An 18,915-nucleotide genomic window follows, 5' to 3' on the forward strand; every position below is an offset into this window, starting at 1 on the left:
GTATAACCTGGCCAGAAGGAGGCAATATCAATATGATGCACGGCGACAGCAGGGTGATGGTGGTGGTGTGTTTGGAGACAGCCAGTTTACCAGCACCCTGTCTGTCAACTTCCACTTCCCCAAGATCCCGCGAAGAACCTTTTTTTTTGCGCCTTTTTCGCCGACACTGCTGGCTTACCGCTACAGCGCAGCGATAACCCGTTGATCACGCAAGGAGTCCGCTCACCATGAGTCAAGAAAGCAGCCCCATCTGGCGCAAACCCATGAGCCTGGAGGGGCTCAACGCCAGCTCCCGTAACACCCTGATGGCCCACCTCGACATCGTCTATAGCGCCTTTGGCCCCGACTGGCTGGAGGCCACCATGCCGGTGGATCACCGCACCCATCAACCACTCGGGATGCTGCACGGCGGCGCCTCCGTGGTGCTGGCGGAAACGCTGGGATCGCTTGCGGCCAACATGGCGGTGGGGGAGGAGAGTTATTGCGTGGGGCTGGAGGTCAATGCCAATCACCTACGGGCCAAGCGGGAAGGGGTGGTGACGGGGCGCTGCGCGCCGCTGCATCTGGGGGCGACGACTCAGGTGTGGCAGATCGAGATTCGCGATGAACGTGGTCGTTTATTGTGCACCAGCCGATTGACCATGGCGGTGCTCAAGCACAAGCGGGACAAGGACTCTGGCGAAGCGTGATCCGCAATAACGCATCATGAGTGAAAAATAAGCAAGCCATAGTCGCGAGATCCCTCTATAATTGCCAACGTCTTGAGACACCTATCACATTTTTCAAGACAGCAGAACAAAGTGGCGCTATAATCGCCGCCTTTTTGCTATTCCGCGGTGTTAGCCGCCTGCCTTAATCTGGAAGAATCTATGTCTGATACCGAACAACTGCCCCTTTTTAGTGAGCTTGGACTGGCCGCGCCTGTATTGAAAGCGCTGCAGGACGTGGGCTATGAGCGCCCGTCTCCCATCCAGGCCGCAGCAATTCCCCACCTGATGGCGGGACACGATCTGCTGGGGCAGGCACAAACCGGTACAGGGAAGACCGCTGCTTTTGCCTTGCCTCTGTTGTCTCGTCTGGAAGCTGGTAACCGCAACACCCAGATCCTGGTGCTGGCCCCGACCCGCGAGCTGGCCCTGCAGGTGGCTGAGGCGTGCCAACGCTATGCCCACCACATGCCCGATTTCCACGTGCTGCCCATCTACGGCGGCGCCTCCTACGAAACCCAGACCCGCGCCCTGCGCCGCGGTGCTCAGGTTGTCGTGGGTACCCCGGGCCGCGTGATGGACCTGATCCGTCGCAAGAACCTGGACCTCTCCGGTCTGAAAGCCCTGGTGCTGGACGAAGCGGACGAAATGCTGCGCATGGGCTTCATCGACGACGTGGACTGGATCATGGATCAGTGCCCGGCCGGTCGTCAGGTTGCCCTGTTCTCTGCCACCATGCCGGAGCAGATCCGTCGTGTTGCCCAGAAGCACCTGAAGCAGCCCAAAGAGATCAAGATCGCCTCCAAGACCGCGACCGCCACCACCATTCGTCAGCGTTACTGGCAGGTGACCGGTCTGCACAAGCTGGACGCCATGACCCGTCTGCTGGAAGTGGAATCCTACGAAGCCCTGCTGGTGTTCGTGCGTACCAAGAACGCCGCCGAAGAGCTGGCAGGCAAGCTGGCTGCCCGTGGTCACGCCTGTGAAGCGCTACACGGTGACATCCCGCAGAAGCTGCGTGAGCGTACCGTTGACAAGCTGCGTCAGGGCCAGCTGGACATTCTGATCGCCACCGACGTGGTCGCCCGCGGTCTGGACGTTGAGCGCATCACCCACGTGGTGAACTACGACATTCCCTACGACACCGAATCCTATGTTCACCGTATCGGCCGTACCGGCCGTGCCGGTCGCAAGGGTGAAGCCATCCTGTTCGTGGCGCCGCGCGAGCGTCGCATGCTGCGTGCCATCGAGCACGCCACTCGTCAAGCCATCGAGCCGATGAAGATGCCGAGCACCGAGGACATCAACCAGCACCGTCTGGCCAAGTTCAAGGAGCGCATCCGCGAAACCATGATGGGTGAAGAGCTCGAGATCTACCACAACCTGGTGAACGAGCTGATCGAAGAAGACTCTGCCGATCCGCTGGAGCTGGCTGCTGCACTGGCCAAGCTGGTACAGGGCGATCAACCGCTGCTGCTGGATGACTCCATTCCGGATCCGGTGTTCAACGCTGGCAACGATCGCGGTGGCTTCGAGCGTCGTGAGTTCAACGACCGTGGCGGTCGTGACTTCGGTGACCGTGGCGATCGTCCGGCCCGTCGCATGCCGTCCCTCGAACCGCGTCCGCTGAAAGACAACCCGGACGTGGAGATGGAGCGTTACCGTGTCGACGTGGGCGCCCATCACGGCGTCAAGCCGGGCCAGATCGTGGGTGCCATCGCCAACGAAGCGAACATCGAGAGCCGCTTCATCGGCAACATCGACATCGCCGATGACTTCTCCACCGTCGATCTGCCCAAGGGCATGAGCGCCGAGGTGCTGGAAGTGATCAAGAAGGCCCGTGTCTGTCAGCGTCCGCTGCAGATCACCCGTTACACCGAAGTGCCGGCCGGCGGCAACACTGCTCCCCGTCCGCCCCGTGGTGATCGTCCGTTCCGTGGCGACCGTCCTTTCAACAAGGATCGCCGTCCCCAGGGTGACCGTCCCTTCAACAAGGATCGCCGTGAAGGCGGTTTCGACAAGGGTCGCAAATTCGGTGGCAACAAGCGCCGCGACAGCTAAACCCTGACTGCACTGATGAGAAGGCCGCTCCATGGAGCGGCCTTTTTTGTGTCTGTTTTTCAGATGCGTAGCGAAGACTGTCACCTTTCTCCGGCCGTGGCGGGCACCCGGTTTGATGAGGAGCCAGTGAAAGAAAAATGGTGCAATCCATTTGCCTGGGGGTGGCGCCTGGTGTCATTCTTTGGGAAGCGATTGGGTACTTTTGGAAGGCGCAGAGATAGTTGCTGGTTGCAAACGACTGCGACTTTGGTCTGAAGGTGCATTCTGTTGTTTGCATATGAGTCAGCAGAGTGAGATGAATAAATAAACCGTATGACAGGGAGGTGCGTGATGGGCAAGTGGCTTGGCAAGGTGTTGCTGATATCTGGATGGCTCGTGTCGGGTATGGTGTTGGCGGAGGAGCCCTTCTTCAGAATTGCGGGGGCGGGGTGCTGCAATGGCAAGGGGGAGGTGGTGCTGACCCGTACCGAGTTTGAGGCCTTGCCGCAGACGGAAGTTAAGACGGGGACGCCCTGGACCGAGGGGGAGCACCTCTATCGCGGGGTGTTGCTGCGGGACCTGGTCAGGATCTACGGTCTCAAGAGCCAGGAGGTCAAGGCCCTCGCGGTCAATGAATACTGGGCCGCACTGCCGCTGGAAGACGGGGAGAAGTACCCGGTGCTGGTGGCCGAGAAGCAGGATGGCAAGGCTCTGACCCTGCGCAACAAGGGGCCGCTCTGGGTCATTTATCCCCTCACCGACCATCCCGAACTCAACAAGGAGCTCTATCACAGCCGGATGGTGTGGCAGCTGACGGCGCTGGAGAGCAAATAAGATGCTGCGCGGCAAGTTCTTGAGCCTGATCCTGATGGTGACCACCTTTTTGGGGGTGACCCTCTGGTCGGTCTGGAACTATGACCGCGCGTTCAATGCGGTGACGCGCTACACCCAGCTCTCCGCCTGGGCACTGGCCCAGCTCGAGCTGGAGATCCACGCCTTCGAGGAGGGCTTGCAGCTCTATCGTGCCGGTGCCGCCAGCCGGGAGGAGATGAACAAGCGCTTTGACATTGCCTGGAACCGGCTCGATGTCTTCCTGCACGGGGAGGAGGCAAAGTCGGTCAGGGCCCGATTCGGTGCGGACAAGGCGGTCGGCAAGATCCTCGCTCTCTTCGAACGCTATGAGCAGGATGTGGTGCAAGGGGAGCCGAATTCCCCTGCACTCAAGATGTTCACGGCCGCGCTCGATGACGAGATGCGCGGGGTGCGGGACGTGATGGTGAAAAACTTCACCGGGCCTTCTGCCATCGCCCAGCGCGAGCTGCTCAACGAGTCGAAAACCCAGAACTTCTTCATCCTGGGATTTCTGATGTTGGCGACCATGGTGATGTTGATGGTGCTGTTTCGCGAAGTGCGTCGCCAGCATTTTCTGGCGTGGAACGACCCTCTCACCCGTCTCCCTAACCGGGCGGCGCTCATCAAGCACCTCCAGCAGTGGACCAGCCATCCCGGTCGGCGCAGCAGCATCACCGTCTGCCTCATGGATCTGGGGCATTTCAGGGAGGTCAATGACAGTCTGGGTTACGAAGTGGGGGACGCCTTGCTCAAACGGCTTGCGGCGCGGATCAAGGCCGCCTCTGGCCAGGGGATCTTCGTTGCCCGTACCGGCAGTGACGAGTTCACCCTCATCATCACCGGCACCATGCCCACCTATCTGCGCTTCCCGTTTCTGGAGCAACTGCGCAGCGAGCTGGCGGATCTGGTGTTTGCTGCCGATCCGGCGCACCGGGTGCGGGTCTTCATGGGCACCAGCCAGTACGTGAAACCGGATCATTCACCGGAAGAGATGCTGTTGTTTGCCGATATCGCCCTCGACAGCGCCAAGCGCAAACGGCTGAATCGCAATGTGCTCTTCTCCAGCAGCATGTATCAGCACTATCAGCGCAAACGCCGGCTGTCGACCGAGCTGCGGGAGCTTATCCACTGCCCGCAATGCCCGCAACTGGCCCTTTACTATCAGCCCATCGTGCGCGGCCAGAGTGTAGTGAGGCTGGGGGCGGAGGCGCTGATCCGCTGGCATCATCCGGAATATGGCTTTATTGCCCCCCTCGACATCATCTCGCTGGCAGAAGAGAACGGGTTGGGTGAGGCGCTGGGGGGCTGGATCATCCGGCGCATGCAGATCGACCTGTCCGGCTTCCCGAAGGAGGTACTAGAACCGCTCGAGATCTCCATCAACCTCTCCAACTCCATGTTCAACATGGGGTTGGCCAGGGAGATTGAAGAGAAGATGGAAGATGGACCGTTGGGGCTGCACCAGTTGATAGTGGAGCTGACCGAAACCATCGCCCTTGATGACATCGCCCTGAGCAAGCAGATCATTCACTCCCTGCGCCAGATTGGGGTGCGGGTGGCCCTCGATGACTTCGGGACCGGCTGGTCCTCGTTCTCTTACCTGCGTGAACTCTATTTCGACAAGCTCAAGATAGACAGATCCTTTATCACCGCGATCGACAGTGACACCCGGCAGGCGCTCTTCGTCGAGACCATCACCACCCTCTCTCATCAGTTGGGGGTGCGTGTCGTGGCAGAAGGGGTGGAAAACAGCGATGAGCTCAAGGCGGTGCTCACCATAGGGGTGGATGAGATCCAGGGTTATTTCTACTCGCGTCCCTTGCCGCTGCCGGAGTTCATGCAGTTCTGTCACCGCTATTTCGCCCACAGCGCCGCCATTCAGGAAGTGGCACTGGGCTAGCCTTGGGGCAATCGAGCTCCTGTAGCCTTGTCTTCGAGTCCCTCTGTTCGATTGTTCCTGGTTGATATTTCATCCCGACACCTTTCTCCCATGGCAGGACCGCCCATGACGTGGCTTTATTGTGCCTCCTGCCAGAACGAGGGTGCGAGAGGGCATGCCCGGTGCTACCTTGTGCCACGAACAGTGCCACAGGGCAGAGGAGCCATAGATGGATCGCTTGGGAGTGATGGAGGTGTTCGTGCTGGCGGTGGAGACCGGCTCGTTTTCGGCGGTGGCCCGCCGACTGGGGATGGGGCAACCCACGGTTTCCAGATTGATTGCCCAGCTTGAGGCGCACCTTGGCAGCCGCCTGTTGCTGCGCTCGACCCGGGGGCTGGCGCCTACCGAGGCCGGAGAGGCCTACTATCTGCGGGCGAGAGAGATCCTGGCCCAGGTCAACGAGGCCGATGCCATGGTGCAGCAATGCCGGGCGGGCCTGAGCGGACGCCTGCGGGTGAGCGCTCCCGTCACCTTCGCCCGCCTGCATATCATTCCCCATCTTGCCGGTTTTCTGGCGGCTCACCCGGGACTGGATCTGGAGATCCTGCTGGATGACGGCAATGTGGATCTCATTTCGGCGGGCATCGAGGTGGCTCTGCGGATCGGCAAACAGGCCGACTCGTCGCTGGTCGCCCGCTGTCTCGCCCGAAGCGACATGCGGGTGTTGGCGACGCCGGCCTATCTGGCCGCCAAAGGAGAGCCTGAGACCCCTCAGGCTCTGCAACAGCATGATCTGGTGCTTTACAGTCCACGGCCCGGAGTGGGGCAACAGTGGCGATTTCGCCGCGGCGTCGAAGAGAAGGTGGTTTCCGGAGAAGGCAGGCTGACGGTCTCGGCGGCCGAAGGCATGCGCGCCGCCGTGCTGGCAGGACTGGGGCTCGGTATCGCCTCGGAGTGGATGTTTGCCCCCGAGCTTGCCCGCGGCGAGGTGGTGGCGGTGCTGCCGGAGTGGCAACTGCCCATGCAGGAGCTCTGGACCCTGCTCCCGGCAGGTCGCCAGCCTGGTGCCAAGGCGAGCGCCTTTCTGGCATTCGTGACCGGCCTGCCCGGCGTGGGGCATACGCCAGCGGAATAACTGTTATGGTCCCCACCGCTCTACTGGTGGCGACGCTCCCCGGGTAGGCTGTGCGCATGGGGCCCGTATCCTGGCGGGAGCCCTTCTACCACGAGGAGAAGATCATGAGTACATCGCCTTCTGCCGGAGGGGCCGCAACCCCCGGGCCCTCCCTGCTCTTCGCCATGGCCCTGTCATGCGGCCTGGCAGTTGCCAACATCTACTACAACCAGCCCATGCTGGCGGTGATGGCACAGGACTTTCCCGGGCACTCGGGCATGCCATTGATCGCCATGCTGACCCAGCTCGGCTATGCCATGGGTCTGCTTTTGCTGGTGCCGCTTGGCGATGTGGTCGAGCGCCGCTGGCTCATTCCGGGGCAGTTTGCACTGATCGCGCTGGCTTCCCTGCTGGCGGCCACGGCCACGAGTGCCACCACCTTGATGCTGGCATCCGTTCTGCTCGGCATCGGGGCCACGGCGGCCCAGCAGATAGTTCCGGTGGCGGCGACCCTGGCAGATCCCGCCCGCCGTGGTGCCGTGGTCGGCAGCGTGATGAGCGGCCTGCTGGCCGGGATACTGCTCAGCCGCACCGTCGCCGGCCTGGTCACCGCCTATGGCAGTTGGCGCGCCATGTTCTGGCTGGCCATTCCCCTGGCCCTGTCGGGAGCCCTGCTGATGGCCAGGATGATACCGTCCGGATTGCCGCGCTCTCCCCTCGGTTATGGCCGTCTGCTTCACTCTTTGGTCGGTCTGTGGCGCGAGGAGCCCGCCTTGCGCCGCGCGACCCTGACCCAGGCCTTGCTGTTTGCCTCCTTCAGCGCCTTCTGGACCGTGCTGGCGTTCTACCTGGCCGAACCTGCCTATGGGTTGGGGGCCGACATGGCGGGTCTGTTCGGCGTCATTGGGGTGGCTGGGGTGGTGGCGGCCCCTCTGGCAGGCCGGATGGCGGATCGGTTGGGGGCCAGACCAGTGGTATTGGCCGGTGCCGTGCTGGTGGTGCTTGCCTGGATCTGCTTCGAGCTGTGGCTCTCTCTGGCCGGGCTGGCGTGCGGGGTCATCTTGCTGGATCTCGGAGTGCAGAGCGCACTCATCGCCCATCAGCAGCGCATCTATGGTCTGAGACCTGAGGCCAGGGGGCGCATCAATACCCTCTTCATGACCGGCATGTTCCTGGGGGGAACCCTCGGCTCCAGCCTGGGGATGCTGGTCTGGCAACAGGGACACTGGATCGGGGTGGGAGCAGCCGGCATGGGGTTGGCCCTGGTGGCCTGTCTCTGCGCCCTGGCCAGCAGGCGGGGGCTGCAACCGGCCATCTGAGGCATGTGCAAGACAAGAAAGGCGACCTCGGGGTCGCCTTTTGTCTGTCTGCTCGGGATGGTCTCAGAGCACCATGGCGGCAATCCAGCCGAAGATCACCAGGGGGATGTTGTAGTGGATGAAGGTTGGCACCACGCTGTCCCAGATGTGGTCGTGCTGACCGTCGGCATTGAGGCCCGATGTGGGGCCGAGCGTCGAGTCGGAGGCGGGGGAGCCCGCGTCACCCAGTGCGCCCGCGGTGCCCACCAGGGCGATGGTCGCCATGGGCGAGAAGCCGAGGTGGATGCACAGGGGCACATAGATGGTGGCGATGATGGGCACGGTGGAGAAGGAGGAGCCGATCCCCATGGTGATGAGCAGGCCCACCAGCAGCATCAGGAAGGCCGCCAGTCCTTTGTGACCTGCCATCATGCTGGAGACGGACTGCACCAGACTCTCCACCCCGTGGGTCTCCTTCATGACGGCGGCGAAGCCTGCGGCCGAGATCATGATAAAGCCGATGAGGGACATCATGCGCACACCCTGGGTGAAGGCATCCTGGCTCTCGCGGAATTTGATGACGCCGCCGCAGGTGAAGATGATGAAGCCTGCGAGCGCCCCCAGCACGATGCTGTTGGTCATCAGTTGCAGACCGAGTGCCACGGCGATGGCCAGCAGGGCGACCCAGATGTGGTTGAGATTGAGCTCGACCGTCTCGGGTTCGGCGGCCAGGATCTTCTCCAGATCATACTGACGCGGCTTGCGGTAGCTGAAGAAGACGGCGATGAGCAGGCCGAGGAACATGCCGAATACCGGGATGGCCATCGCCAGGGGCAACTGGCTGAATTCCACCGGTACGCCGTTGTCGACGAGATTCTTGGCCAGGATGTTGTTCAGGAAGATGCCGCCAAAGCCCACCGGCAGCAGCATGTAGGTAGCGGTCAGGCCGAAGGTGATGACGCAGGCCACCTGACGGCGGTCGATCTGCATCTGGGCCATGACATGCAGCAGCGGCGGGATCAGGATGGGAATGAAGGCGATGTGCACCGGGATCAGGTTCTGGGAGGAGATGGAGACCGCGAGCACCGAGGTGAGCAGCAGGCTCTTGACCCAGAGAATGCGGGTGCTGCTGGCATCCTTGCCGAGCTGGTTGATGACCTTGCGGGCCAGCAGATCGGTGATGCCGGAGCGGGAGATGGCTACCGCGAAAGCCCCCAGCATGGCGTAGGAGAGGGCGATTTCTGCACCGCCGCCCAGGCCGCCGGTGAAGGTGCTGAGGGTCTGCTCGAGGGAGAGTCCGCCGAGCAGGCCACCCACGATGGCACCGATGGCGAGGGAGACCACCACATTGATCCGCAGCAGGCTGAGCACCAGCATCAGCGCCACCGCGATAACAACAGGATTCATTTGATTTCCTTATGGATTGTGTTGCTGTCAGTCGTGTGAAAGCCAGCTAGTTTGCGAAAAACAGGCTAAATGTCGAGAAAAAAATCGGCAGATCCCGGCCAAGGGACGCATCTTCTGCTGGCGGTGAACGGGAACCGGGAAAATGGCCCTTATTCCTTGCCCAGACAGGTCCCCTCATGCAGACAGGCTGCCATGGGCAGCCTGTCTGGGCAGGGGCTGGGAGTGTTCAGCCCTCGTCTTCGGTGTCCGTCGTTTCATCCGGGTTGGCCAGAGGCCAGCCTCCCAGGCTCTTCCAGCGATTGACGATGTGGCAGAAGAGCTCTGTGGTGCGCTCGGTGTCGTAGAGGGCCGAGTGGGCCTCTTTGTTGTCAAAGGGGATATTGGCGCTCTGACAGGCCTTGGCCAGCACCGTCTGCCCCAGGGCAAGACCCGAGAGGGCGGCGGTGTCGAAGGTGGCGAAGGGGTGGAACGGATTGCGCTTGAGGCCGGCCCGCTCGGCGGCGGCCATCACGAAGCCGTGGTCGAAGGTGGCGTTGTGAGCCACTATGATGGCGCGACCACAATCCTGCTCCTTCATGCCCTTGCGCACCCCCTTGAAGATCTCGGTGAGTGCTTCCTTCTCGTCCACCGCGCCCCGCAGCGGGTTGAAGGGGTCGATGCCGGTGAACTCCAGCGCCGCTTTCTCCAGATTGGCGCCCTCAAAGGGCTGGACATGAAAATGGAAGATCTGGTCAGGGACGAGCCAGCCCTGCTCATCCATCTTGAGGGTGTGGGCGGCTATTTCCAGCAGGGCATCGGTCTTGGCATTGAATCCGGCGGTTTCAACATCGATGACGACGGGGTAAAAGCCGCGAAAACGGCCCTTGAGGGTGTGAACGGCGTCGGTCATGGTATCTCGGTCGGCGTGAAAGGAGGCGGTATTATGGCAAAAAAGCGTGCCCTTGTCCCTTATCTGCCGCCATGGGACGGCAAGAGGGCCATTTTGAAACACCTGTGCTTATAATGGGCGACGTCAACCATGGAGGGAGAGGACGATGAAGAAGCTGGGATTGGCACACAAGATGATGTTGGTGGTCTGTCTGCCGCTGTTGGCCCTGCTGTTTTTCTCAGGCCGGTACATCTATGAACGTTATCGGGTCGAACAGGAGATGAGCGGCGCCCTGGTCGCGCTGGCGGTGGTGAAGGAGGCGGCGCAGCTGGCCCATGAGCTGCAACGGGAGCGCGGCATGTCGGCCGGCTTCCTCGGCTCTGGCGGCAGCAAGTTTCGCGATGCGCTGCCTGCCCAGCGCAAGGTGGTGGACCGCCTGTTGCAGCGTTTTCATCAGGATCCTGCCTTGCTGGCGCTGACCGAGGTGCAGCAGGGAGTGGCGGGACTCACCGCCATGCGTGAGCGGGTCAGCGCCCTGGGGGTCGAGGTGGCGGAACAGGTCGGCTTCTATACCCGCCTCGTGACCGCCTTGCTGGCGGTAGTGGACAAGATAAGCGTCGACAGCATGGATGCCACCATCGCCCTGCAGACCAATGCTTACGCCGCCTTCCTGCAGAGCAAGGAGCGTGCGGGCCTGGAGCGGGCGACGCTCAGCAACGTCTTTGGCCGTGACAGCTTCACGCCTGCGCTGTTGCAGCAGTTCATCTCCCTGCTGGCGGCCCAGAACACCTATCTCGAACGTTTCCAGGCGGTGGCGAGTCCAGCCCAGCGTCAGTTGCTGAACGACAGCCTCGCCTCACCCGTGGTGGCCAAGGTGGCCGCCATGGAGAAACTGGCCCTGGACAAGGCGGCAAGCGGCGGTTTTGGTGTCGATGCGGAGGCCTGGTTTGCCTTGAGTACCGACAAGATAGGCCTGCTCAAGGAGATAGAAGACAGCCTCTATCAACAGCTCTTCGAGCGGGTTGAACAGATGCGGGTCGGGAGTGCCGGTGACTTCTGGTGGGGGGCGGCTGGCGTGTTGCTGTGCATCGTCCTGACCAGCTTCGTCTGCTGGCGGGTGGTGCGGGATCTGCATCTGGGCTTCATGGCCCTGCACCAGACCTTCAAGCGCCTGGTGCAGGAGAACGACCTGACTGTGCGGGTCGACTGGCGATCCGGGGATGAGCTGGGTGCCCTGGCGCGGGATCTGAACCATTTCCTCGGGCATCTGGAAAGTTTGCTGCTGGCTGTGCGCCACTCCTGTGACGTGCTGATACGCAGCGCCGCCAGCTCGGCCGAGGTCATTGCCGAGGTGAATGCTGGCGTAGTCAGGGGATGCGGGCAGGTGGATCTGGTGGCGACTGCCGCCACCGAGATGGCATCGACTGTCGCGGAGATTGCCCGCAACGCCACCCAGACCTCCCAGGCGACTCAGCAGGCCATCGGCCGGGCGAAGCAGGGTGACAAGGAGGTGGATCAGACCATCCACACCATCCAGCAGGTGGCGGGCACGCTGGTGGATACCCGGCACCTGGTGGACAGCCTGCATCGGGATACCGAGTCGGTGGGGGAGGCCTTGAGCCTCATCAAGCAGATCTCGGACAGAACCAACCTGCTGGCCCTCAATGCCGCCATCGAGGCGGCCCGTGCCGGTGAATCCGGGCGCGGCTTTGCGGTGGTGGCCGACGAGGTGAGAGCGCTTGCCTCCCGTACCCAGCAGGCGGCGGATGACATAGAGCGGATGCTGGGCCGCTTGCGCCAGGGGGCCAACGAGGCGGTGGCTGCCATGCACACGGGGACCGAACAGGCCGGCCTTAGCGTGACGGAGGCCAAACGGGCGGGGAGCGAGCTGACCGACATCGTCAACGAGGTGCGCAAGGTGAGCGACATGACGGCCCAGGTGGCCACCGCCACCGAGGAGCAGCGTTACGTGACCGACGACATCCAGCAAAACGTGATGACCATCCGTGACGTGTATGAGGCCCATCGCCAGCACTCCCATACCCTGCAACAACACAGTGCCGAACTGGATGCCCTGGCCCGGGATCTGGCGGGACGCATCGCCAGCTTCAAGCTGATGGCCCCTTCTTCCCCCCACTGAGCGTTTTGACCTAAAGCTTGTCCTGCCGCTGCCGATAGATAATTCGAGATAGTGTGGAGGACAAGCCGTTGAATGCTTGGGTGTTGGGGTTGATCAGCATATCAGTGAGTATGCAGTTGCAGGCGGGCGTGACCGAATTTGGCGCCGGTCTGGATCAATCCGTCTGGCGTCTGACCTCTGATACCCAGGTGGAGTGCAGGTTGGAGCATCCTATTCCCCGCTGGGGAACCGGGGCCTTTGTCAGCCGGGCCGGGCGCAAGATCAATCTGGATTTCGAGCTCAAGGGGCAGCGACCCCAGGCGCGTACCCAGACAGTGAGCCTCGGGATCATGCCCCCCAGCTGGCGTCCCGGGGTGGCCGGGCGACAGATCAGCCAGTTGCAGTTCTATCAGCAGTTTGACGGCCTGGTGGCGGGGCAGACCGCCTGGACCATGCTGGACGAGCTGGAAGGAGGGCGTATGCCGACTTTCCAGTATCGCGACTGGTATCGTCAGGACAGGCCGGTGCGGATATCGCTCTCGTCGGTCAATTTCAGGGTGAAGTACCAGGCGTTCATGGACTGCCTGAGTGGCTTGCTGCCCTACAGCTTCAACGACATCGCCTTCAGCGTACTCTCCTATGACAAGAACAGCGATCAGTTGTCACCGGCCTCCAAGCGACGGCTGGCGATGATCGGTGACTATGTGAAGGCAGACAAGAGCATCGATGTGGTGGTGATCGACGCCTACAGCGACAGCTATGGCGGCCGCTGGCCAAACCAGAAGCTCTCCGAGAAGCGGGCGGATGCCATCAAGCAGGTGTTTGTGGATCTCGGCATCGAGGAGGGCAAGATCTCGGTGGAAGGGCACGGTGAGAAACAGCACGTGGCCTCCAACGAAACGGAAGCTGGCCGAGCCAAGAACCGCCGGGTGGTGATCAACATGGGACGCAACGGCACTATCTGATCCCGTTGAGTCATCGAGAGGGGCGGCATTTTCGCTGTAGTCAGGAATAAAAAATGCCAGTCGGCGAACCGACTGGCATTTTTTTCGCGGGTATCCGGGATTACTTGGCCAGGGATTCCGGCAGGTTTTCGCGGATCTTGCCGAGCATCTCTTTCAGCACGCGGGGGTTGGCCACCACGATGTTGCCGGAGTTTTCGTAGTTGTGACCACCGACGAAGTCGGTGACGATGGCGCCGGCTTCTTTGGCCAGCAGCTCACCGGCGGCGGTGTCCCAGGGTTTCAGGCCGATTTCCCAGAAACCGTCGACGCGGCCAGCGGCCACATAGGCGAGATCCAGCGAGGCGGAGCCAGCACGACGGATATCGGCACACTCGATGAACATGCTCTGGAACATCTTCAGGTAGGGTTCGATGTGGTGCTTCTGCTTGAACGGGAACCCGGTGGCCAGGATGGTGCCGGAGAGCTCTTTGGCCTTGCCGACACGGATGCGGTAGCCGTTCAGCTGGGCGCCGCTGCCGCGGGTGGCAGTGAACAGCTCGTCACGGATGGGATCGTAGACAACGGCTTGTTCGGTCTTGCCCTTGACGCGCAGAGCGATGGAAACGGCAAAGTGCGGAATGCCCTTGACCAGATTGGTCGTGCCATCCAGTGGGTCGATGATCCATTGGTAGTCCGGATTGGTACCGGCAATCTCGCCAGACTCTTCAGCAACGATGCTGTGTTCCGGGTAAGATTTTTTGATGGTGTGAATGATGGCCGCTTCGGCGTCACGGTCAACGTTGGTCACGAAGTCATTGCTGCCTTTCTGGATAACCTCGATGTTCTCGGGTTGAGAAAAGGCTTTTACTACTACTTGACCGGCGTTGCGCGCAGCGCGCACGGCGATATTCAGCATCGGATGCATAGGTTCACCACTGGATGTTAAAGAACGGGGGATAAAAGGACGCGACATCTTACCAAGATATTCGGGAATAGCAACTGCTATGCCCTCATTCGGTCAGGGTGGTGACTGACAGATCTGACGGCTCCAATAAAGACCTGTAATCAACTAGTCTTATCGCGACAGCCGGATAACAGGCTGTGGTGAGCATAGGGATATGAGCCATGAATCTGTCATTAGTCAGTCAGAAACCGTCGTCGCCGACGACTCTGGGTGTGTTGGCCGCACTGCGTGCCGCCAGCGAAGAGAGCGATTATGTCACCGAGGTCCGGGTGGCGCAGCCCCAGCAGTGGCAACCGTCGAAGGACGAAGCGGCGATCCTGCTGCTGGAAGAAGAGGGGGCTGCCTGGCCTGTTCCGCTCTGGCCAGCAGGAGGCAGTGCACTGGGATTGCCGGTGCTTCCCCTGTTGGTGCATCGACAGTATGAACATACTCCACAGGGGCCGGATGTCCGGGATCCGCATTTTTATTTCGTTTCCAACGGTATTCTGCTGGATGAGGCCGAACTGGCGGATCCTGCCTGCAGCCTGGCGCTGCAAAGCAAGTTTGAATCCTATTTCCCGCTGCTTTCCCGTCTTATCTTGCTGCGCCAGCGCCAACCAGGGGTACTGAGCAGCTAATCATCTCCCCCTCGATGCGGGCTGTTCAAGCGGCACAATATTTGTCATAACTGACCGACATTGTGCCGCTTTGCTATGGCCTGTGCAGCGGCTCACCGTGTGTTCGTCGACGGAGGTGACATGAAGGTTTATGAGTTGAGACGAGCCCCCAATGCCCGTCGGGTCAGAATGTTTCTGGCGGAGAAGGGGATCGAGATGGAATATCAACAGGTCGATCTGGGGGCGGGGGAAAACCTGGCGCCCGCCTTTTTGACCAAGAACCCGGCCGGGCGCATTCCTGTGCTGGAACTCGATGACGGAACCTGTCTGAGTGAAACCCTGGCCATCTGCCGCTATTTTGAAGAGCTCCACCCCGAGCCGAACCTGTTTGGCAGCACCGCGCTGGAGCGCGCCACCATAGAGATGTGGAGTCGCTTCATCGAGTTCAACCTCTGGTTGCCGACCGGTATGGCGTTTCGTCATATCACCGGTTTTTACAAAGACCGGGAGAGGGTCTTCCCCGAATGGGGGGAGGAGTGCAAGCAACAGGCTCAGATCTGGTTTGACAAGCTCGATGCCCGTCTTGCCGAGGTGCCCTATATTGCGGGGGAACGCTTCACCATCGCCGACATTCTTGCCTTCTGTACCATTGATTTTGGCAAGGTGGTTGGCCTGCGTATCACCCCCGAACAGCCCCATTTGCAGGACTGGCATGACCGGGTAAGTGCCCGGTCCAGCGCCCAGGCCTGATCCTTTCCCCTGAACGTTCAAGGAGTCCAAGATGATAGAGTTGTACACTGCCGCCACGCCCAACGGGTTCAAGGTGTCGATCGCCCTCGAAGAGCTGGGGCTGCCCTACAAGGTCATTCCCCTTGATTTCGCGACCATGGAGCAGAAGAAGCCCGAGTTCCTGGCCATCAACCCCAATGGCCGCATCCCGGCCATCGTCGATCGGGACAATGGTGACTTCGCGGTGTTCGAGTCCGGCGCCATCCTTCTCTATCTGGCGGAAAAAACCGGCAAGTTGCTGCCGCAGGATCCCAAGCGTCGCTCCCAGGCCATCCAGTGGCTGATGTTCCAGATGGGGGGCGTCGGTCCCATGATGGGGCAGGCCAACGTCTTCTATCGCTATTTCCCCGAGAAGATCCCGGCCGCCATCGAGCGTTACCAGAAGGAGGGGCGACGCCTGTTCGAGGTGCTCGACGGTCATCTGGCACACCATGAGTATCTTGCGGACGAGTACAGCATCGCCGACATCGCTACCTGGCCCTGGGTGCGCATCCACGACTGGAGTGGTATCTCCATCGAGGGGTTGGTGCATTTGCAGGCATGGATGGCACGCATGGAAGCCAGGCCCGCCTGCCAGAAGGGCATCACCATTCCACCGCGCAATGAGAGCCCCGAGGATCAGGTCAAGCGGGCGCAGCAGATGGTGACTCGCTGACGCCATCATGATGGCCCTGACGGGCCATCTTTTTTATTCCCCTTTGACTCCCCGTTGTTTGACGATCTGCATCGCAGTCGCTTTTTGTCTTTCAAATAAGCCATTTATCAAAAATCAAAAGTCATTCTCCCTGATTGATTGTTATGTTATAACGCCACATCTTTGGTTGATGAACATGAAGCTTGGATGGAAAGGATGACAAAAAAATGCACCGCAGCCGGGTGGTTCGCCCTGGCTCTGATGGCAGGAACGACTGCAGCCGATGGCAAACCGCTTGCCATGGTGGGGCCTTGGGAGATCCACAGTGTCGACCCCGCCAGCAACGGGGTCTTCTTTACTCGCATGCAGGTGGCGGAGACCCTGGTGGATGTCGATGGGAAAGGCAATCTGCAACCCGGGCTTGCCAGTGAGTGGTCGCGTAGCGATGACGGTCTGCAGTGGCGATTCACGTTGCGCCCCGGGGCCCGTTTTCACGATGGCAGCGAGGTGAGCGCCGAGCAGGCCGCTTTTGCCCTGCAACAGGCCTGGCGCAAGCCCGGCGTGATGACCAGCACTCCCATTGCGTCCATCGGATCTGGAGATGGCGTCTTGAAGGTCACCCTGAGCGAACCCTTCGCCTCCCTGCCCGCCGTGCTGGCCCACCCCAGCACTCAGATCCTGGCGAAGGCCGCCTACGATGCCAAGGGGGAGGTAACCCAGGTGATAGGCTCTGGCCCCTACCGCATCACCCGCCTGCAACAACCCCAGCGGATAGAGACTGTGCGTTTCGACGGCTGGCAGGGGGCCAGGCCCGCAATCGAGGAGGTCAGCTACCTGACGGTGGGGCGTGCAGAGAGCCGCACCCTGATGGCCGAGAGCGGTCAGGCCGACATCGCCTGGGGGCTGGATCCGGTCAGCATCCGCCGCTTGCAGCAGGCGTCACGGGTCTCCATCGCCTCGGTCACCCTGCCACGGACCATCCAGCTCAAGCTCAATGGCGCCGATCCCCGTCTGAGCGATCCGGTGGTGCGCCGTGCCTTGAGTCTCGCCATCGATCGTCGTGGTATGGCAGCCGCCCTGCTGCGGGATCCGGAGATGGCGGCAACCCAGCTCTTTCCCCCCACTCTGGGGGAGTGGCACCAGCTCGGGTTGACGCCGCTTGCCTATGACGTCAAGGCGGCCCGGGCGGCCTTCGCGGCGGCAGGCTGGCAGCCGGGGGAGGACGGTGTGCTGCGCAAGGGGGAAGAGCGCTTCGCCCTGACCTTGCGTACCTTCCCTGACCGTCCGGAGCTGCCGCTCCTCGCCACGGCACTGCAGGCGCAGTGGAAGGCGGTGGGGGTGGATCTCAAGGTGGCGGTGGGCAACTCGAGCGAGATCCCGGCGGGCCATCAGGACGGCTCGCTCCAGCTTGGTCTCTACGCCCGCAATTATGCCCTGGTACCGGATCCCTTGGTCACTTTGCTGGGGGATTTGGCCCCTGCCGGTGCGGACTGGGGGGTGATGAACTGGCATTCCCCGGCCATGACGCAAACGCTGACCCGCCTTGCCACGCAAGCCTTGTCGCCCACAGACGCCGCTGCGGCTCGCCGGGAGATAGCCACGACACTGCAACAGGAGTTGCCGCTCCTGCCCATCGCCTGGTACCGCCAGAGCGCGGCGGTCAGTCGGGGGCTGGAGGGGTTTGAACTCGATCCCCAGGAGCGCAGCTATGGCCTGGACAGGTTGACATGGAGCGCACGATGACAGCGACACCCTTGTCTCGCGTCATGGGGATACTGGGTCAGCGTCTGGTGCAGGCGCTGGTGGTTGCCCTGCTGGTGGCCGGACTCTGTTTTCTGATGGTGCAGTCTCTGCCCGGAGACATCGCCTTTCGTATCGCGGCGGGTCGTTATGGCTATGACTATGTCATCGCCGAGACGGCCAACGCGGTGCGCAGCGAGCTGGGGCTGGCCGGCTCGGCCCTTGCCCGTTTTGGCGACTGGCTGTGGGCCTTGCTGCAAGGGGATCTCGGCAGCTCCCTGGTGACGGGCGCACCGGTCGCCACCGACGTGGGTCATCACCTGGGCGCCACCCTGACGCTCGCGAGCGCCTCCGTGGTGCTGGCGCTGGTGGTGGCGCTGCCGCTTGGCAGCCTGAGTGCGCTGCGTCCGGGGGGATGGTGTGATCGCCTGACCCTGGGCTGGAGCGTGCTGATGCGTGCGTTGCCCCCCTTCTTGCTCGGCCTGGTGCTCATGGTGATGCTCTCGGTGGAGCTGGGCTGGGTCAGTGCGGCAGGGCACGGGGAGGGGAGCAACCTGCTGCTGCCCGCCCTGACCCTGGGATTGGGGCTCTCCGGCGTGCTCTCCCGGGTGGTGCGTGAAAGCGTGCTCACCGTGGTGCAGTCCGGTTATTACCGATTTGCCCTCACCAAGGGGCTTTCGCCGGCCCGGGTTTTCTGGCGCCACGGTCTGCGCAACACCGGGGTCAGCATCATCGCCTACACCAGCGTGCAGCTGGTGCTGCTCATCGAGGGGGTCGTGGTGGTCGAGAGCCTGTTTGCCTGGCCCGGGATCGGCCATGCGCTGGTGCACGCCATCTTCTGGCGCGACATCCCCATGGTTCAGGGGACCGTGCTGGTGCTGGCGGTGCTCTTCGTGCTGCTCAATACCCTCACCGACCTGCTTTGTCTTGCCATTGACCCCCGTGGTCCCAAGGAGTCCTGATC

The 18,915-nt window shown here is 61.7% G+C and carries 17 protein-coding genes; 14 read left to right on the forward strand and 3 right to left on the reverse strand.

Translation table 11 applies throughout. The features are described 5' to 3' along the window. The 7 genes from MUW49_RS09480 to MUW49_RS09510 form a co-directional block, all read left to right on the forward strand. A partial coding sequence (locus MUW49_RS09480; RefSeq protein ID WP_244812654.1) for a hypothetical protein occupies positions 1-205 on the forward strand: 205 nt, incomplete at its 5' end. A gap of 22 nt (positions 206-227) precedes the next feature. Beyond that, the gene (locus MUW49_RS09485) at positions 228-689 is read left to right on the forward strand and encodes a hotdog fold thioesterase (RefSeq protein WP_043154944.1); all 462 of its coding nucleotides are present in this window, start codon (positions 228-230) and stop codon (positions 687-689) included. Positions 690-869: 180 nt separating this feature from the next. Continuing rightward, the gene (locus MUW49_RS09490; RefSeq protein ID WP_029314717.1) at positions 870-2,768 is read left to right on the forward strand and encodes a DEAD/DEAH box helicase; all 1,899 of its coding nucleotides are present in this window, start codon (positions 870-872) and stop codon (positions 2,766-2,768) included. Positions 2,769-3,098: 330 nt separating this feature from the next. Further along, positions 3,099-3,581 carry a molybdopterin-binding oxidoreductase gene (locus MUW49_RS09495; protein ID WP_010675103.1) on the forward strand — a complete coding sequence of 161 codons (483 nt, stop codon included), beginning with the start codon at positions 3,099-3,101 and terminating at the stop codon, positions 3,579-3,581. 1 nt (position 3,582) lies between these two features. Beyond that, entirely contained in the window at positions 3,583-5,499 is a 1,917-nt protein-coding gene (locus MUW49_RS09500; RefSeq protein ID WP_010675102.1) for a bifunctional diguanylate cyclase/phosphodiesterase, read from the forward strand. Between the two features lie 208 nt (positions 5,500-5,707). Next, positions 5,708-6,613 carry a LysR family transcriptional regulator gene (locus MUW49_RS09505; protein WP_042882841.1) on the forward strand — a complete coding sequence of 302 codons (906 nt, stop codon included), beginning with the start codon at positions 5,708-5,710 and terminating at the stop codon, positions 6,611-6,613. A gap of 104 nt (positions 6,614-6,717) precedes the next feature. Continuing rightward, positions 6,718-7,911 (forward strand): MFS transporter, encoded by a 1,194-nt coding sequence (locus MUW49_RS09510; RefSeq protein WP_171865226.1) that lies wholly within the window; start codon positions 6,718-6,720, stop codon positions 7,909-7,911. Positions 7,912-7,974: 63 nt separating this feature from the next. On the opposite strand, the gene MUW49_RS09515 is transcribed toward MUW49_RS09510, so the two are convergent. Both MUW49_RS09515 and rnt read right to left on the reverse strand, forming a co-directional pair. Further along, positions 7,975-9,297 carry a Na+/H+ antiporter family protein gene (locus MUW49_RS09515; protein WP_039038758.1) on the reverse strand — a complete coding sequence of 441 codons (1,323 nt, stop codon included), beginning with the start codon at positions 9,295-9,297 and terminating at the stop codon, positions 7,975-7,977. Positions 9,298-9,523: 226 nt separating this feature from the next. Continuing rightward, on the reverse strand, positions 9,524-10,186 hold the full coding sequence (gene rnt / locus MUW49_RS09520) for a ribonuclease T (protein ID WP_010675098.1): 663 nt from the start codon (positions 10,184-10,186) through the stop codon (positions 9,524-9,526). Between the two features lie 145 nt (positions 10,187-10,331). On the opposite strand from rnt, the gene MUW49_RS09525 reads away from it, so the two are divergent. Next, positions 10,332-12,305: a methyl-accepting chemotaxis protein gene (locus MUW49_RS09525; RefSeq protein ID WP_171865228.1), complete on the forward strand. Its 1,974-nt coding sequence runs from the start codon at positions 10,332-10,334 to the stop codon at positions 12,303-12,305. Between the two features lie 68 nt (positions 12,306-12,373). Beyond that, on the forward strand, positions 12,374-13,249 hold the full coding sequence (locus tag MUW49_RS09530; RefSeq protein ID WP_171865230.1) for an OmpA family protein: 876 nt from the start codon (positions 12,374-12,376) through the stop codon (positions 13,247-13,249). A gap of 100 nt (positions 13,250-13,349) precedes the next feature. Here the strand turns inward: MUW49_RS09530 and suhB are convergent, their stop codons facing one another. Continuing rightward, positions 13,350-14,153, reverse strand: a complete 804-nt coding sequence (suhB, locus tag MUW49_RS09535) for an inositol-1-monophosphatase (RefSeq protein ID WP_010675095.1) — start codon at positions 14,151-14,153, stop codon at positions 13,350-13,352. A gap of 200 nt (positions 14,154-14,353) precedes the next feature. Here suhB and MUW49_RS09540 point away from each other — a divergent pair, with 200 nt between their 5' ends. The 5 genes from MUW49_RS09540 (at position 14,354) to MUW49_RS09560 (ending at position 18,913) form a co-directional block, all read left to right on the forward strand. Next, complete coding sequence (locus MUW49_RS09540; RefSeq protein ID WP_171865232.1) at positions 14,354-14,809, forward strand: hypothetical protein; 456 nt, start codon at positions 14,354-14,356, stop codon at positions 14,807-14,809. 120 nt (positions 14,810-14,929) lie between these two features. Further along, positions 14,930-15,538, forward strand: a complete 609-nt coding sequence (locus MUW49_RS09545) for a glutathione S-transferase family protein (protein ID WP_113977566.1) — start codon at positions 14,930-14,932, stop codon at positions 15,536-15,538. A 31-nt stretch (positions 15,539-15,569) separates the two neighbouring features. Further along, a complete protein-coding gene (locus tag MUW49_RS09550) occupies positions 15,570-16,232 on the forward strand; it encodes a glutathione S-transferase N-terminal domain-containing protein (RefSeq protein WP_041215003.1) in 663 nt (220 codons plus the stop codon). 195 nt (positions 16,233-16,427) lie between these two features. After that, positions 16,428-17,954, forward strand: a complete 1,527-nt coding sequence (locus MUW49_RS09555; protein WP_171865234.1) for an ABC transporter substrate-binding protein — start codon at positions 16,428-16,430, stop codon at positions 17,952-17,954. After that, positions 17,951-18,913 carry an ABC transporter permease gene (locus tag MUW49_RS09560; protein WP_171865236.1) on the forward strand — a complete coding sequence of 321 codons (963 nt, stop codon included), beginning with the start codon at positions 17,951-17,953 and terminating at the stop codon, positions 18,911-18,913. The genes MUW49_RS09555 and MUW49_RS09560 overlap by 4 nt, the downstream gene beginning before the upstream one ends. Positions 18,914-18,915 lie beyond the last annotated feature (2 nt).

It is taken from the genome of Aeromonas sp. LsrichE-8G, assembly GCF_022869435.1.
GTDB classification, from domain to species: Bacteria; Pseudomonadota; Gammaproteobacteria; order Enterobacterales; family Aeromonadaceae; genus Aeromonas; species Aeromonas caviae.